Origin of the sequence: Halobacteriovorax marinus SJ (assembly GCF_000210915.2) — a bacterium.
Lineage (GTDB): Bacteria > Bdellovibrionota > Bacteriovoracia > Bacteriovoracales > Bacteriovoracaceae > Halobacteriovorax > Halobacteriovorax marinus.
Genome location: NC_016620.1, coordinates 1,122,912 through 1,139,257, shown reverse-complemented (window position 1 = coordinate 1,139,257; position 16,346 = coordinate 1,122,912). Strand labels below are relative to the sequence as shown.

Here is a 16,346-nt window from a genome sequence, read left to right as displayed (position 1 = left end):
CATGGCCCTTAGTGCGACTATATATAAAGCAAATATAAGCCTATCAAATCTGAGTCATAATCATTATGAGGACTACTCACTAACTATGGCCATGCACCCTTCAGAAAATGAGCAGAGAATGATGAAAAGACTTCTCTGCTTCCTTTTAAATGCTTCAGAGAACTTAGAGTTTACTAGAGGCTTAAGTACCACAGAAGAGCCTGAGATCTGGGAGAGGTCCTTAACGGGAGAAATTCTCCATTGGATAGAGATGGGAGAGCCAACGCTAAAGCGAATTAAGCAGGCCCAAGGCAAAGCTCGCCAAGTTAGTGTCTATACTTTCAATACCAATACTTATCAAGAGTGGTTCGAAAAGCTTAAAGCAAAACTCTCTTTTAAAAATCTCGCCATATACTATATTTCCAATGAATCCAATATCGAGTTGGACTCTCTATGTAAGAAGAGCATGCAACTTAGCTGTACTATTGAAGATGATTCAATGTACTTATCAAGTGATGATGTCATGATTTCTTTGAAAGTAGAAAAATTGAAATAAAAAAAGGTGCCGAAGGCACCTTAACTATTTGAGCTTTGAAACAATTTCGTAGCTATATTTACCGTGATAGAAGATCTCTGTTCTAAACACTCCTAGAGAGTGAATAGAAGGATGATAGTAAAGAAGCATGTGCCACTTACCTTCTGGATAATCTCTACTCACTGTGGACTTAGATCTGATCTCAACAACGTGAGCATCCTTATATCCATCTTTGTCCATCTGCTTAATATACTTAATTGTTGCCACCTTATCTTCATTGGCAATATCAATTGGCCCAAAGTCTTTAAGGTCGTAGTAACCTTGCTCAGTAGACATCATGCTTGGAAATGAGAGTATATAAGAACCTTGCATATACTTCTTAAGGATTCTTCCAATTAAACCTTTAGGCTTTAATTTATAATCAATATTTACAAGAAATCCGTCGTTAAATGCTTCGTGCTTTTTAATCTCTAAATTTCCATCTTTATGATACTTTCCATCTGAAACTTTATGGTAAAGAGACTCAGTGATCCCCATAGCAGGGCTCATAAAAGATAGGGCAAAAAGTAAAGTAAGAATCATTCTCATTTGTCTAATCCATTGAAAAAATTAACTATATTAAAATGTTAGCAGAAGATAATTTAGTCTGCATTATTTATACAGGGCTGAAACGCTGCGTTGGTAAAAATTTTATTCACAAAAACTAATCTTACATTACTCACTAAGTCAATTGACTTAGAATCACTTTAATTATAGCTCTTCTCTATGTATCAAGCAGACCACCACCTAGTGCTTGCTCCCATAAGGGGCGTCACAAATTATATTTTGAGAAATGCTCTCGAGCAGACCTTTGGAGGAGCAGACTCCTCTATTTCTCCTTATATTGTGACTAAGGAAAGTGGTGAGCTTAATAAGAGACAATTGGAAGACTCCCTCTTTACTAAGAACCTCATTCCTACAACCGCTCAGATCCTCACTAAAGAAGTTGATCAATTCATACATGCAGCAAAGCACTTTAAGGACTTAGGCGTACAAAAGGTCAATCTCAATATGGGCTGTCCCTATCCAATGGTGGCCAATAGAACAAAGGGATCAGGACTTCTGCTACACCCTGGGCGTGTAGAAAAGCTCCTGACAGAGATAAAAGAAAGGTGTCCACTAGAGCTAAGTGTGAAAATTAGGCTCGGAAGAGAGTCAAAAGATGAAATCAAAGAGATTATCCCAATTATCAATGCTCTAGATATTAAAGATTTCACAATTCACGCTAGACTAGGAAAGCAACTCTACAAAGGAGTTGTTGACCTCGATGGATTTGAAGAGTGCCTTCCCCTGCTGAAGTACACTCCTTGTTATAATGGAGATATCAAGACCCCTAGTGATTTTGAAAATATTTCTAAGCGCTTCCCTCAAATTAAGAGATGGATGATCGGCCGTGCTGCCCTTTCCAACCCAGCACTTTTGTCACAAATTAGAGGTGAAGAATATAATGAACAAAAATATAGAGCACTATTTATAAAAATGCATAAGTTGATGAGTGAAGAGTACCTCAGTCGAGAAAATGCTAAATCCGATTATCTACAGAGAATGAGAGAGCACTGGCTCTATTTTAAAGACATATTTGTTGATGAAAGAAAGGTGTACAAGAAAATAAAGAAGGCCAAGTCAATCGACGAATTTCATAATGTCATTGACTGGGCCCTAGATCAGGAAATCTCTGATGAGGTCTTAAATTAAATTCCCCAATTTTTAATAATAGGTGCGAACTCTCCGTCACAGAAAAATCCTAAGAAGAGAGCGTCATCTGCACCAACATCACCAGAGGTCATAATCCTCCCCCAACTATTGTCACCCATATTTTGAATTTTCTTACAAGATGCTTTCTCAGGAGAGGAATACCACTTATCCGTATGACCCATACAAATAAGGCATTTCTGTTTTACATAAGAGTTTACTTCTTCATTAGATCCATCAGGACAGCGCATTCTGTAATAGAAAGAATCATCTTCATTAACATCTCCACCAGTCTGTAAAGTTGCGGAAGAGCCAAAGTTAAAATTGTATTGCCTAGAGCCTAGTGGAGAGCTATTGGCCGATGAACCATTATCAGTGGCATCTCTCCAACCAAATCCAACCTGACAGCTTTTAAAGTAATCTGTAAGATCTCCACCACTGCCACAATTGGCCGCCAACCTAAAGCGGTCATCACTATTAACATCACCTCTTAGCCTTACTCCAATAAAACCACCACTACTCATATCTAAAGTAGCACTTCGATAAGAGCCTCCACTATCACTATGGGCAAGTGTCATAGAGCAATTTATCGGATAGTAATAATCTTCATTCACTTTTGAGAGAGCTTCACTATTACAAGAGATAATTCGGCTCACCCCTGTAGATTCGGGAGTCTGCCCAGTGGCAGTATTTACGACAATATCGTAATCATCAGTCATTGTTCGCGTCTTAGTCGCCGAAATTTTCTTCTCTGTCACAACTCGAACGATGGCAACATCATTAGTAGAAGCAGAATCTTCATAGTCCCAATTAAGATTTCCGTCTCCATTGGGATTATTAAAAATAAGTTTTATAGATTTAATAGTGACCTTTCCATACTTACTCTTATCGTCACTACCAGGATTATTTTGGCCATTAAATTTCTTTTGAACTCTTGTAGTTCCATCAACATTAGAAGTATAAAGCGCTATATCAAGGCCTTCACCATCTTCATCATTTGATGACTTTCTAAAAGTGACCGGCGAATCTGGTGCTCCCTTTTCTCCGTTTCCAGCAAGACTCACTCTACAATAGCGCTCATCGTTTAAAAGCATTCTAATATTAGTCGCTAACTCTAGCTCATCATTCTTTGACTGCGCAAAGTTCTGCTGTTGGCCCATATTCTTTGTTAATTGCATAAAAGCAAGAGAGAGAACTCCTAAAAGTCCTGCCGCAACAATAACTTGTGCAAGTGAAAATCCACCTTCATTTTTAAGCATTTATCCTCCCGATATTAGAGAATATTTTAACAGCTCTACCAATTTGATAAAAGGGATTATGAGAATAAATCTAGAATTGATTTTGCAAGAAGCCCTAACAGTACAAAATTAAAGACAGTTTTAATAACTTTTACGTTTCCTTTCACTACAAAACTACTACCTAAGAAGTTTCCGCACATGCTGGCAAAGATTGCGATAGTGGCAACTTCCCATGCTATTAGACCTTTTGAGAGGAAAATAATAAAAGCGGATATATTACTGGTATAATTAATCATTCTAGCACTGGCAGAAGCTTGGTGGAGTCCATAATTTAGAAATAGCACCATCGCCACGATCAAAAATGTCCCTGTTCCAGGCCCAAAGAAACCATCATAACCACCAATAATAAATCCAATTAAAGAACAGCGGATAATGAGCTGCTTATTTGTAAGAGAGAAATCATCATGCTTTAGAATTCTATCTTTAAAGTTATTAAGGATAAATATAATGGGAACAACTGCAATAAGAATATACGTCATATTCTTTTTATCTAAATATGAAGCAAGATTAGCTCCAATACTTGAACCAATCAAACCGAGAAAAATACCGTAACCAATGACTTTAAAATCAACAACTCCACTTTTAATATATCTAAAAACAGCAACTGTAGATCCACTAGTGCTCACTAATTTATTAGTTCCAAGAATTAGATGACTTGGAACTCCAAGCGCCATATAGGTAGGAATCGTAATCAGACCACCACCTCCAGCAATTGAATCAACAAAGCCAGCAAAACTCACAAAGATAAATATAAGGAATGAATCTAAGAGTGTTAAATCCAAATTAAAACCACTTTAGCATTGATGCCTGAATGAGAGGACTAAGGGCCTCTGTTGATAAGAACTTTTTAACAAAGTCACCTGGATTATAGATTCTCTCTCTACCATCTGGATAGTAGAAATAAGAAAAGAAGAAGTCACCCTCATATACTCTTAGAAGAATATCTGAGTCCAAAGTATCGTAACCTAAAGTATAAGAGAAGTAGTCAGCAAGCTCTATTCCTTCATCACTATAGGCGGCATTTAAATCATAAATAATACCATCGTGTAAAAGGACTACATGCCAAGCATAGGAATTATCGAAGCGGCCATTTTGAGGCTCAAGACGAGTTCTTGTTCTATCCTGCTGGATTATGAGAACTTTAATCTCCGCTAAATCTGCTCCTTTCTTCTTTAGATAACGAAGTAATTTAGCGTGATTCTTATGGCAGTAATTAACTTCGTATGGAGCATCCTGATAGTATTCACTATAGTTGAAGTAGAGAACTTCACCTGTAGAAGCACTTAGTGAGTTGAAACTAAATAAAAAACAAAGATAAAAGATAATAATTTTCATAACTTCCAGATAACATTCAAAAATGAGTTTGTACTTGTATAAGCTTATCCTTTGTATTTATTTCAATATACCTATCTTTAAGGCATCTAATTCTATATTTATTCCTTAAATAAATTAAATAAGGATTCAAAATGAAAAATACACTTCTTGCACTATCGATTGCTCTAATTTCAACTTCAAATATCTTAGCTTGTGAAAGCGTTGATCAGAAAATTAACGAATACAGAGTTGGACTTGCGAGCCAGATAGACGTAGCGAAGGCCGTTGATTGTAACCTGAATAAAGAACTTTCTAAAAAGTCTATGTGTAATACAAAGATTGGATTAAAGCAGGATCTTTACGACTACGCAAAGAGATCATATGAATACGGTATGACGACTCAAGAAGAACTCTTTCAGGCCAAAGAAGAGCTAAACCTAGTTAAAGAAATCTGTAATTAATTCTAAAAGAAATTATAACCAATCATAAGAAAGCCTGTCTTAGCATCTAAGACAGGTCCTATTTCTTTGTGAATCATATATCCAAATTTTAAATTAACACGATCAAAAATCCCTGCCGCGACATAGAGAATTGCTAAATCACCACTACAATAAGAGCCCTTAACTCTATAATCAGAAATTCGACAATCCTCTCCACCATACCCATCACGGGAAGAAAATTGATATCCTAATTGAATACCTAAACTCAAACGATAATTATCATGGTGAAAAATTCGAGGAGAGATGCTCACTCCGATAGTGGGAGATATAGCAATATTATCAGCTTCCGATCCAAGAAATGTATAATAATCTAAGAAGTAAAAAGAAGCTTGAAAGTTCACGCTCTTTGAAAAAGTTGGATAATTCTTCTTTATTCCAACTTCAAGTGTATTACCAAAGTTGAAATACAGTAAATCACTAGGTGGAATATAGTCTAGGTTCTGAAGAAGATAAGTTTCTATAACACCAATCATAGCAGCTTCCTGAGAGGGTTGTTTTCTCTTAAAAGCGTTGAGCATTCTTCGCTGAGAGAGATAAACTTTCTCTACTCCATCTACATGAAAGCTTGAATTTAAGTTTAGATCTGTATATTTAAATTTCAGAGTATCTAAGACACGAAGAATGTAATTAACCTCACTTTCTTCGCCTTCGCTATTCTTTGTTGGTGTATCAAGTCCTTTAGGAAGATTTGGAATAATTGTATATGCCTGATCACTTAGTCCATAGAACTTACATAGATCTTTAAAACGTCCTTCTTTATCATTTAGGTTCTTACAAAATCTATGGGCCCTAAATATTTCGAGTTGAAAAATCTTTTGAAGATTTTCATCAAGCTCAGGGAAGTTTTCTTCACATTTATCGATGGCCTCCTTACTGCTCTTTCGAATCATTTCAAAGCAATTGTGAAGGGCCGTATTATTTAATGATGGGAATCGAATATCTTTGCTCTTATATTTCTTCTTCACAAATTCGTGGGCATCATTCATACCCAGCTCATAGTCAAACTTTCTAAAGTCTATATCGTAGAACCCCATAAAAGCATATAAAGGAGAGCTCATTGGAGGCAAAAGAGTTGTAGGGACAATTGAGCGCTCAATCACATCGAGATTATCTTTTAAGAAGGTCGCCTCTTCAGACATTCTAGATACTGCTATTAAATCGCTTAGGGAGTTTGCAATCATGCTCGAGAGATTTTCTTTCTCCTCTACATTGATACTTGAGGTGTCTAGCTCCTTAAAAGCGTGGTTCGATGAATTTAGATAATAGTATTCAAACTTCTTATAAGTTTTAGGATACAGTAATTCTGATATCTGATTCGTTAAGCTAAAGGGGTTATTATCAAAAACCCCACCATCAAAGAAAGTACTCTCCTGTGAGTTTTCTGCGCTACAATTTGATTCAGACTTCTTACACGTGGGGATCTTAACAGGAGCAAAGGCGACAGGAAAAGCACTCGTGGCATACATGACTTTCTTTATTAGGTCATAATTTTGATTAAAGTCATCTGAAAATGGAAGCTGTAATTGATTCTTAGTAGTGCCCTTAATAATTCTATTTCTAAAACTCACAGGCTTGCCTTCTCCGTTTCCTGAAATAGTGAAGACAAAGAAGTTTCTTAAGCTTGGAAAGTAAACCTTCTCGTGGTCAATCATATTAAATGGATGCTTACTAGTTACAGGTATACCTATCGTAAGATTACAATCTTTGGAGTATCCATTTTTAAACCTCTCCTTAAGTTCATTTATATAGGGGTCCATCCCCTCTCGGTGAAAGACACTTAAGGGAGTCACCTTTTCAGGGTCAAATAATTGATTGACTCCAGTATTTACCCAAACTTTCCAAAAGAGGCTCTCTTCCTTAGAAAAAGACTTCTTAGAGCAAAGTGTATCCACAGCGAAAATTGCATTGATACCACCGGCACTGGCTCCGGCCATATGAGAGATCTGAACATGTTTTGGGTTGCTCTTAATAAACTCTGTTAAATAGTAGAGAAATCCGCCTTTATACGATCCAAGTGATACTCCACCAGAAGTCGTAATCGCTGTTTTGGCGTGTGCCGAGTTAGATAAGAGAATAAGAAAAAAAGATAATATGAGAACAGTTTTCAATTTATGCCCTAGTTCATAATTTTAAAAAGATTTATCAATATATTTTGCTTTATTTCTAACGCTTTTTAAACCCTAAATTCAATTACTTATAGTAATGAGAGTAAGCTATTCGGTGTGCTAACTAACTTCACAGATAGTTTTTTCACGACCACCTTAAACTCTTCTATTTCTCGCTACTTACTGCTATATCTTGCCCATGAAAGTAAATGTAATCTACCTAGACAATCTAAAACTCGAAGCGAGCTTCGATGACTATAAAATCATTTCTGACCAGCCTGTTCGCTACAAAGGTGACGGACTTGCTCCAGGACCCTTTGATTATTTTCTGGCATCCTCGGCCATGTGTGCAGCCTACTTTGTAAAAGTCTACTGTAAAGCGAGATCTATCCCAACAGAAGATATTAGAATTAGTCAGCAAAATATTGTTGATCCTGAGAATAGATATAAGCAGAGTTTTGTAATCCAAGCTGAACTTCCTCCTGGTATTAGTGAAAAAGATAGAGAGGGAATTATTCGCTCTATGGATCGCTGTACTGTTAAGCGAGTCATCCAAAATGAAATCGATTTTAAAATTGAAGTTACTGACTCTCTCTCTAAAGATAATTCCCTAAACTACGAAACTGAAAGTGCAGCCGGAACTCAGACAATGATCCTTGGTAAGGACTGCTCACTAGAAGAGACTATTGAAAATATGACTGCTCTTCTAAAAGACTTAGGTATTAATATAGAAATTGTGTCGTGGAGAAATCCTGTTCCCCATGTATGGTCAGTTCATATTAGAGATGCGGACTCACCAATATGCTACACCAATGGTAAGGGTTCAACCAAGGACTCGGCCCTCTGCTCAGCTCTTGGTGAATACTTAGAGAGAATTAGTAATAACTACTTCTACAACGATTACTACCTTGGTGCCGATAATGCACAAGCAGAATTTGCTCACTACCCTGATGAAAAATGGTTCAAGCTTCAGGCCAATGGACAAATGCCCGAAGGTCTGATGGATGATTACCTTAAAGATATTTACTCAGTAGACGGTGAACTTAGAGCTCATCACCTCGTTGATACTAATACTGGAAATAAAGAGCGCGGTGTCTGCGCCATTCCATTCACTAGAAACTCGGACAAAGAGACAGTATATATTCCCGTAAACCTCATTGGTAATCTCTTTGTAAGTAATGGGATGAGTGCTGGAAATACGATTTATGAAGCAAGAGTTCAATGCTTATCTGAAATATTTGAGAGAGCAGTTAAGAACGATATTATCTCCAATGAAATGGCCCTACCAGATGTTCCAATGGAGATCATTGAAAAGTACCCAACAATTTTGGAAGGAATTAAGAAACTAGAGGAGCAAGGCTTCCCTATTCTCGTAAAAGACGCCTCTCTAGGAGGAAAGTTTCCAGTCATGTGTGTCACTCTAATGAATCCAAGAACAGGCGGAGTCTTTGCCTCTTTTGGAGCACACCCTAAATTTGAAGTGGCACTAGAGAGAAGTTTAACAGAGCTTCTACAAGGAAGAAGTTTTGAAGGAATGAACGATATCGCGCTTCCGACATTCAATGAATTTGCAGTCAAAGAGCACAATAACCTTGTCGATCACTTTATAGATTCTACTGGGGTTGTCTCATGGAAATTCTTTAGTTCGAAATCAGACTTTGAATTTGTTCACTGGGACTTAAAAGGGTCAACAGAGGAAGAATATCACTACCTCATGTCTATTCTAAAGGATCTAGATAAAGAAGTTTATATCGCTGACTACCAAGAACTTGGTGCCTGTGCATGTAGAATTCTCGTACCTGACTATTCTGAAATTTATCAAGCAGAAGACCTGGTTTGGGATAATCATAATAAAGGTAACGACTTTAGAGAGAGAATCCTAAGTGTACACTCACTAAGTGAAGAAAAACTTCAAGAGTTATTAGAAGATTTAGAAGAGTATGAATTAGATGATCATCAACCAGTAAGTGAACTTATAGGCGTTGCATTTGATGAAGTCTCCAACTGGGGACAACTTGTGGTTGGAGAATTAAAAGCTATGATTAATCTTGCTCTTCAAAATCTAGAAGAGGCAAAGTTCAATGTAGATATTCTCAACCAATTTAATGAATATGCGCCAGATAGAAAGAAGTATTATCAAATTCTTAATATAGTCTTAGATATAGCAATTGATGAAGAACTCGATATGGAAGACTATACTGAGAATTTAACTAAGATGTATGGTGAAGTACTTGTAAGAGAAGCACTAGAAACTGTGAGCGCTGAGGTTAAATTCTTTGGGCTTGAAGAAACAAGTATAGAACTTACCAATATTGATAAACATCAGCGATTAGTTGAGAGCTATAATAAATTACAGGTGGCAAGAAGTCGGTTTCACCAAAGTACTGGCGCCACCTCTTAAAGAGTAAACTCTTTTCACACCTTGCTCTCTAAGTCCTTTTACGACCTCTAGAGAGCGAAATCCTCTGTGGCAATAAAGGGCGACTTCTCCATCACACTTTTCTATTTCAACTTTAATATCTTCAATTTCATTTAATTCTCTAATATCAAGAGTTGTCATAGCTCTATCTAGAATCTCATCACCACTAACTTCAAGCCCAAGATTCACAATTTCAACATCACCAAGACAAACGGGACAATCAAACTTTTTAAAGTTAACAACTTTTTGAATACTCAGCTCTCCCAAGTTGATGAGAAGAGAATTCTCTAGGGCATGGCTCTCACCTTTATTTAAAAGATCAATGGCCACAGAGCTCATCATCATACCGATAGTTGCAACATTGGCCCCTAGAACACCGTAGTCATTACAATTTCCAATATGTGAATCACTTGGTGTTTCCTCATATTGACAGCGCAAACAACCAAGACTTCTTTTAGGGTCAAAGGCCCTTAATATGGCGTCACCTCTATAGATACTTGCACTCACTAATGTCTTAGAGAGCTTAAAGCAAGCATCATGAATTAAGAACTTTGTCCTTAAGTTATCAGTGCAATCCAAGATCAACTCACCCTCAGCAATAATATCTAGAATATTTTCTTCACTGACAGCTTTATTTATAGCGTTGAGATTAATAAAGGGATTGAGTTCTCTAAGTTTTTTTAGAGCGATATCAACTTTAAATTCTCCAACATCACTAGTTCCGTATAAGAATTGTCTTTGAAGATTACTAATAGAGACTTTATCGTGATCATAAATGCTGAGACTTCCAACACCTGCACCGGCTAAGGCCTGTAGTGCTGCAGATCCTAGACCTCCTGCTCCAATGACTACGACTTTCGCATTCTTTAGTTTCGATTGATCAACGAGTTTCTCTTGTCGAAAATAATAGTCAGACTCTTCAAAATGAACATGAGTGTGGTGATCTCTACAAAAGACCCATTTGGCCTCTCTTTTTAAATAATGTTCTTTCTTCCACATGGGAAGGCGAAGCTTAATTTCATCAATAATATAGCGAGAAGCTTTATAGGCGTCATCACGGTGAGTGGCAGTTGTTCCGATCCAAATTGCGATCTCTCCAAGGTGAAGATGGCCATGGCGATGGTAGCAAAGAGCATCTTTAATATTAAATTTTTCCTTAGCCTCAGTAATAATCTTTTGCCCTTCACTAAGGGCCAATTCTTCATAGACTTGGTACTCAAGAGACTTTACTTCATGACCTTGATTATTATCTCTCACCCAACCTTCGAAACTAACAAGGGCACCTGCGGATTGATCAGCAAGCTCTTTCGAACAGCGATCTCTATCAATGGCAACTTCACTTAAAGAGAACAAATTACCCTCCCGCCACAGGTGGAATAAAGACGACCTTATCACCGTCAACAATTTCTCTCTCCATTAGAGAGTACTCATCGTTCACGGCCACTTGAATAATAGAAATAGGTAGATCAAAGCTATAGCTCTTATCAAGCTCTATAAAGAGATCGCGATAAGTTTGACACTCGGTTTGAAGACTCTCACTTGACTCACCTCTCTTCTCTCTTAAGATAGCAAAGTAGTGTATCGATATATTCTTCAAATCGACTCTCCTTTTGCCAAGAATTCTTTTGCTTCTTGGTATTCTGTAGGAGTATTAATATTAGAGAGGTTGATTTTCCCTCTCTGCTCTAGCGCGATAGTTTCCACCGACTTAAGTACCTTTACTGGACATCTTGTATCTTCAAGATAGGCCTTCTCAAAAACTTCTCTAGCCTTATTGGTGTAGAGTGTACACAGAGGCTCGGCAAAACCTTTTTCCTTATTTTTAAAAGATACTGCGACTTTGCTAGGATCATAATTTTCAATGAGAGTCTCAATCGTACTCTCGTTGATATAAGGCAGATCACAAGCAATCACAATCCAATTAGCACTTGGGTCGCGATTAAAGGCCGCAAGCATTCCTGCCACTGGACCAGTCATCTTCTCATCATCAAAGAGAAGCTTCTCACTCTCTAGTGGAGTTCCATCCCATTGTCCTTTTCGACTCGAAATAAAAACTTCGTCGCAATACTTCTCTAATAGAGACTTTAGATAGAGAGCATGTGGCCTATTCTTATATTCAATTAGGGCCTTATCTCTATTCATCCGAGAACTCTTTCCACCAGTGAGAATAAGCCCTTTTACATTATTGAGCACAGGACTCTTGCCTCCACTTTTAGAGAGAAGTTTCGTCTCACCAATAACCATATTATGAGAAACGGCTTTGCACATATCATAAATAGTCAGACATGCGACCATGGCCCCGTGAAGGGCCTCCATCTCAATTCCAGTCTTGTAGCTTGTTCGAACTTTACAAGTAACATCAACTCTTAGGTCGTCATTAACTTCAATATTCACCTTACAACTTTCAATAGGAACTTGATGGCATAGAGGAATTGTTTCGTGTGTCTTCTTTACGGCCATAGTCGCCGCAATAATCGCCGTTTGAAAAACGGGACCTTTCTTTAGTTTAAAATCATCACCTGTAAAGTAATCTCTCATTTGCTCAGGTAATTGAATTGAACTTATAGCACTGGCAACTCTTATTGAGTTCTCTTTTTCTGATACATCAACCATAGAAGGAAGATTACTTTTATCAATATGTGTTAGCACTTACTATCCTCCAATGGAATTCATTTGATGTGAAACTTCCTTTGGTCTTAGAAAGGGTTTCATACCTAGAAGTTCATAGTAAACTTCTTCTCTCTCTTTACTCTCAAGTCCCTTAATAGATAGGCCCTCACTCTTTAAAAGACAGGCCTTAATAATTCCATCGCAGGAAAGTCTCCAGCGAGAGCAATGTCCGCAAAATGGCATAGACTCTGAAGCGATAAATCCAATCTCTGCACCATTACATAATCTGTAATTAACTGAGGTAGAATCGATTTCACTTGAGATCAAGTTCATTTCATATTTCTTTTTTATATTCTTTATAATCTCAGGGGCAGAAATAAATTGATCTTCTTGCTCTTGTCTGCCGTGGCCAATGCGCATAAATTCTAGAAAGCGAATTGGAATTTCCAACTCTCTAGAAAACTCTATAAAATCAAAAATCTCATCATCATTAACACCTTTCATAAGAACAGTATTAATTTTAATATTTAATCCCGCGGACTTTGCGAGACTAATATTTTCGAGAACTTTCTTGAAGTTCTTTGAGCGAGTAATCTTATTAAAGCGATCCTCATTAAGAGAGTCGAGACTTATATTGATATGATGAACTCTATATTCACAAAGATCCTCAATATACTTATGTAGAAGAACTGCATTTGTCGTCAGCCCTATTTTCTTTAGTGGCAAACTTCCAATTTTTTCTACTAAAGACTTAAACGACTTTCGAAGTAGTGGCTCTCCTCCAGTGATTCTGACTTCCTCAAGACCAAATTTACAGAGATCTTCAACCACCTGCGCGTACTCATCAACAGATAAGTATCTCTGCTCATCCATGAAGGTTGCATCTAGGGGCATACAATAATGACAACGTAAATTGCATTTATCGGTCAAAGATATGCGTAATTTTCGAATCTTTCGCCCATAGGAGTCGACTAAAGTATTCAAGTTGACCTCTGGAGTCTCAATTGAAGTAAAAAGACTTTTTTTCATGGACTAGACCAGTAGTCAATATCTAGAGAAGGAGAATTGCCACCGTGTCAAATTGTGCGCATGGCAATTCCCTTAGTTCATCTATAAGTGTGGGTAATCTGTATAACCTTCTTCGCCTTTTGCATAGAGGGTCTCAGGGTTTACCTCATTAAGAGGAGCCCCTATCTCAAATCTCTTTACAAGATCAGGGTTCGCGATAAAAGGTAGTCCAAAAGAAACTGCATCGACGAGGCCGCTCTCAATTGCTTGATCTGCCATCTCACGAGTATATTTCTCATTTCCAATAAAGACTCCACTAAAGAGCTCTCGAAGTTTTGGAGTTAAGCTATCTTCTGCCTGATATTCACGTGTGAAAATAAAGGCAACTTCTCTCTTATCCAACTCCTTAACAACATGGCCAAATAAACCTAGAAGATCAGAGTCACCCATATCGTGAGCATCGGCCCTTGGAGCGAGGTGAATTCCAACGCGATCTGCACCCCAAACGCTTATGGCAGCATCGGTAACTTCTAAGAGAAAGCGTGAGCGATTTTCAATTGAACCACCATAGGAATCTTCTCTATTATTTGTTGAATCTTGTAAGAATTGATCAATGAGATATCCATTGGCGGCATGGATCTCAACTCCATCAAAGCCAGCTTCTTTAGCATTGATAGCACCTTGCTTATAGGCCTCAACAATTTCTTTAATTTCATCAATCTCAAGCGCCCTCGGTGTTTCGTACTCAGTAATCGGTCTTACTAGAGAAACATGTCCATTCGCCTTTATGGCAGAAGGTGCTACAGGCTTTTCTCCGTTTAAGAAGCTTGAGTGAGAAATTCTTCCAACATGCCAAAGTTGCATAAAGATTTTCCCGCCTTCATCGTGAACGGCCTTTGTAATTTTCTTCCATCCCTCAACTTGCTTTTTAGACCAAATTCCAGGTGTGTCTGCGTACCCTATTCCCATAGGTGTCACAGAAGTTGCTTCAGTAAGAATCAGACCAGCGCGGGCCCTCTCTCTATAATAACTGGCCATTAAATCATTAGGAATTCTCGTCTCAGTAGCCCTAGCACGAGTCAAAGGGGCCATGATTATTCTATTGGCCAAGGTAATACTCCCAAGCTTTAGGGGATTAAATAGTGCACTCATTAAACTACTCCATTGTTTGATATTCATCTAACAATAATATTATTCTTGAGTAAACACAAGTTTATTGTTAGAAATATATCTAACAATGAAAGAAAAAAAAGAAATTACCTTAGACAAAATTTTAAAAGCACTAGGAGATCCTATAAGGCTCAGTGTTGTGAAGCAGTTGCTCAAAGAAAAGAATCATGAAATCACATGTGGGGAATTCGACTACTGTGTTCAAAAAGCAACTTTCTCCCACCATATTAAGATTTTAAAAGAGGCCCAAATACTCTGTGAACGAGTTGAAGGCGTAAGAAAATATCTCTCTATCAATAAAGAACTCGAAAAAGCATACCCTCACCTTTTAAAGACAATAGCTAAGGATTAGCAGTTTTCAGATTATAGAAGCTCATCATTTTGTCCAACTCTACGACCTTAGCCTCTTTCGTACAAACTTGAACCTTCTCTTTAGAGCTCTTAACTATCGCAAATCTAGGAGTCCCCTCACTTTGATAGCAGAGAGAAAATAGAGGATTCTGATTTGGATAGAAGCGCATTTTAGTAGGAAGTTTAAAACACTTTTCTAAATTCTTACAATCTTGGCTATAAATATCTCTTCCCTTAACTATAACGTTAAGCTTGATATCATCTATTACAAGAATGTCTTTAGCTTCTTTGATATCAGTTGCTGATGTAGTCCAAAGTATCTGCCAGATCAATAAACTTTTGATCACTAACCCAAAATGAACCTTCTTCATAATTACATTCCTCAATCTCTTTTCTATCATAGGAAGCACAACTTCTACCCCACGAATTTCTTATTTTGAACTGACATTTACCATTCTTCCATCTTCTCGCAGTTACAACACTTGCGTGAAGCCCTTTTTGCTTCATCACATGCTTCACATTATAACTTACGCCCAATGGTCTACCTTTTTTAAGAACTTCATCAATTTTCTCAAAGTTCTTGAGAACTTTCTTCTTAGCTCTCCTGCGCGCCGAAAAGGGAGATTCATTCTTTCGATTTCTAATACTTGGTCTTCGAATTGTTTTCACATCATATTCATCAACTTTAACCATATGGCCTTTACAATTCTTTTTGATAATATCACTTAGCGCTCGATTTAGATTATCTTCCTCTAAGATGCGATAGATCTCTTCTACCTTTAAGTTTTCAAATGACTTATTTCTAATAACTTCAATTCTAGAACAAATATTTGTCATCTCTTCATTATCAATATCTTTTTTAATATCTTCTAAGGCATTTATAATTCTCGCCGTTTCACCGTATCTATTGCGATCAAAAGGTAGAGCTTCTTCAGTACACACATAGACTGCGTCAGAAGAATCTTCGATGGCCCAATCAATCCAACCACCTTCATACGAGGTATCAAATGCTCCACCAGTGAATAATTTCCCAATCTTATATCCAGTTCTTAAAAAGAAATTCTCATCGACTCCTTTATTGAAGATGGCAGAGACATGAGTTGAAGAAAGTGGTTTATTAGTTTCTGCACTCATTAGATCTGCTGCTGCAAAAGCATAACACCAGCCTACTCCATCTTGATTTTGAGGCTCAGAGAAGTGTGCCTTTAGTTCTGGAGACATCTTATCTCTAATATCAACATCCGAGCATTGCTCTTTAGGGATTTTAACATCAATTGAGTACGCATTAGCACTCACTAACAATAATGTTAAAATTAAACTCTTCAT

Annotated in this window: 17 protein-coding genes; 5 read left to right on the top strand and 12 right to left on the bottom strand. The window is 37.4% G+C overall.

What is annotated here, in order from left to right; genetic code table 11:
• Window position 1: 1 nt before the first annotated feature.
• Window positions 2-535, top strand: coding sequence for a YaeQ family protein (locus BMS_RS05655; protein WP_044557331.1), 534 nt, complete (start codon window positions 2-4; stop codon window positions 533-535).
• Window positions 536-559: 24 nt separating this feature from the next.
• On the opposite strand, the gene BMS_RS05650 is transcribed toward BMS_RS05655, so the two are convergent.
• Window positions 560-1,102: a hypothetical protein gene (locus BMS_RS05650; protein WP_014243838.1), complete on the bottom strand. Its 543-nt coding sequence runs from the start codon at window positions 1,100-1,102 to the stop codon at window positions 560-562.
• Window positions 1,103-1,279: 177 nt separating this feature from the next.
• Here BMS_RS05650 and BMS_RS05645 point away from each other — a divergent pair, with 177 nt between their 5' ends.
• Window positions 1,280-2,248, top strand: a complete 969-nt coding sequence (locus BMS_RS05645; RefSeq protein WP_014243837.1) for a tRNA dihydrouridine synthase — start codon at window positions 1,280-1,282, stop codon at window positions 2,246-2,248.
• Here the strand turns inward: BMS_RS05645 and BMS_RS05640 are convergent.
• The 3 genes from BMS_RS05640 to BMS_RS05630 are packed head-to-tail and all read right to left on the bottom strand — an operon-like array spanning window position 2,245 to window position 4,878.
• A complete protein-coding gene (locus BMS_RS05640; RefSeq protein WP_014243836.1) occupies window positions 2,245-3,504 on the bottom strand; it encodes a type II secretion system protein in 1,260 nt (419 codons plus the stop codon). The two genes, BMS_RS05645 and BMS_RS05640, sit on opposite strands and share 4 nt — an antisense overlap.
• Window positions 3,505-3,560: 56 nt before the next feature.
• Window positions 3,561-4,325, bottom strand: coding sequence for a sulfite exporter TauE/SafE family protein (locus BMS_RS05635; RefSeq protein ID WP_014243835.1), 765 nt, complete (start codon window positions 4,323-4,325; stop codon window positions 3,561-3,563).
• Between the two features lies 1 nt (window position 4,326).
• Window positions 4,327-4,878, bottom strand: coding sequence for a hypothetical protein (locus tag BMS_RS05630; RefSeq protein WP_014243834.1), 552 nt, complete (start codon window positions 4,876-4,878; stop codon window positions 4,327-4,329).
• A gap of 131 nt (window positions 4,879-5,009) precedes the next feature.
• Between BMS_RS05630 and BMS_RS05625 the strand changes: the two genes are divergently transcribed.
• Window positions 5,010-5,318 (top strand): hypothetical protein, encoded by a 309-nt coding sequence (locus tag BMS_RS05625; RefSeq protein ID WP_014243833.1) that lies wholly within the window; start codon window positions 5,010-5,012, stop codon window positions 5,316-5,318.
• 2 nt (window positions 5,319-5,320) lie between these two features.
• On the opposite strand, the gene BMS_RS05620 is transcribed toward BMS_RS05625, so the two are convergent.
• Entirely contained in the window at window positions 5,321-7,465 is a 2,145-nt protein-coding gene (locus BMS_RS05620; RefSeq protein ID WP_014243832.1) for a patatin-like phospholipase family protein, read from the bottom strand.
• Window positions 7,466-7,661: 196 nt separating this feature from the next.
• Here BMS_RS05620 and BMS_RS05615 point away from each other — a divergent pair, with 196 nt between their 5' ends.
• Window positions 7,662-9,863, top strand: a complete 2,202-nt coding sequence (locus tag BMS_RS05615; protein WP_044557329.1) for an OsmC domain/YcaO domain-containing protein — start codon at window positions 7,662-7,664, stop codon at window positions 9,861-9,863.
• Here BMS_RS05615 and BMS_RS17585 read toward each other — a convergent pair.
• From BMS_RS17585 to BMS_RS05590, 5 genes are all read right to left on the bottom strand, one after another.
• On the bottom strand, window positions 9,813-11,234 hold the full coding sequence (locus tag BMS_RS17585; RefSeq protein WP_014243830.1) for a ThiF family adenylyltransferase: 1,422 nt from the start codon (window positions 11,232-11,234) through the stop codon (window positions 9,813-9,815). The two genes, BMS_RS05615 and BMS_RS17585, sit on opposite strands and share 51 nt — an antisense overlap.
• Window position 11,235: 1 nt before the next feature.
• A complete protein-coding gene (locus BMS_RS05605; RefSeq protein ID WP_014243829.1) occupies window positions 11,236-11,478 on the bottom strand; it encodes a MoaD/ThiS family protein in 243 nt (80 codons plus the stop codon).
• The gene (gene moaC, locus BMS_RS05600; RefSeq protein WP_014243828.1) at window positions 11,475-12,530 is read right to left on the bottom strand and encodes a cyclic pyranopterin monophosphate synthase MoaC; all 1,056 of its coding nucleotides are present in this window, start codon (window positions 12,528-12,530) and stop codon (window positions 11,475-11,477) included. Before moaC ends, BMS_RS05605 begins: the two co-directional genes overlap by 4 nt.
• Before the next feature lie 3 nt (window positions 12,531-12,533).
• Complete coding sequence (moaA, locus tag BMS_RS05595; RefSeq protein ID WP_014243827.1) at window positions 12,534-13,520, bottom strand: GTP 3',8-cyclase MoaA; 987 nt, start codon at window positions 13,518-13,520, stop codon at window positions 12,534-12,536.
• Window positions 13,521-13,601: 81 nt separating this feature from the next.
• Window positions 13,602-14,651: an alkene reductase gene (locus BMS_RS05590; RefSeq protein WP_014243826.1), complete on the bottom strand. Its 1,050-nt coding sequence runs from the start codon at window positions 14,649-14,651 to the stop codon at window positions 13,602-13,604.
• A gap of 85 nt (window positions 14,652-14,736) precedes the next feature.
• Between BMS_RS05590 and BMS_RS05585 the strand changes: the two genes are divergently transcribed.
• Window positions 14,737-15,021 (top strand): ArsR/SmtB family transcription factor, encoded by a 285-nt coding sequence (locus BMS_RS05585; RefSeq protein ID WP_044557328.1) that lies wholly within the window; start codon window positions 14,737-14,739, stop codon window positions 15,019-15,021.
• Here BMS_RS05585 and BMS_RS05580 read toward each other — a convergent pair.
• Complete coding sequence (locus BMS_RS05580; protein WP_014243824.1) at window positions 15,011-15,352, bottom strand: hypothetical protein; 342 nt, start codon at window positions 15,350-15,352, stop codon at window positions 15,011-15,013. The genes BMS_RS05585 and BMS_RS05580 overlap by 11 nt on opposite strands.
• Window positions 15,315-16,346 (bottom strand): hypothetical protein, encoded by a 1,032-nt coding sequence (locus tag BMS_RS05575; protein WP_014243823.1) that lies wholly within the window; start codon window positions 16,344-16,346, stop codon window positions 15,315-15,317. Before BMS_RS05575 ends, BMS_RS05580 begins: the two co-directional genes overlap by 38 nt.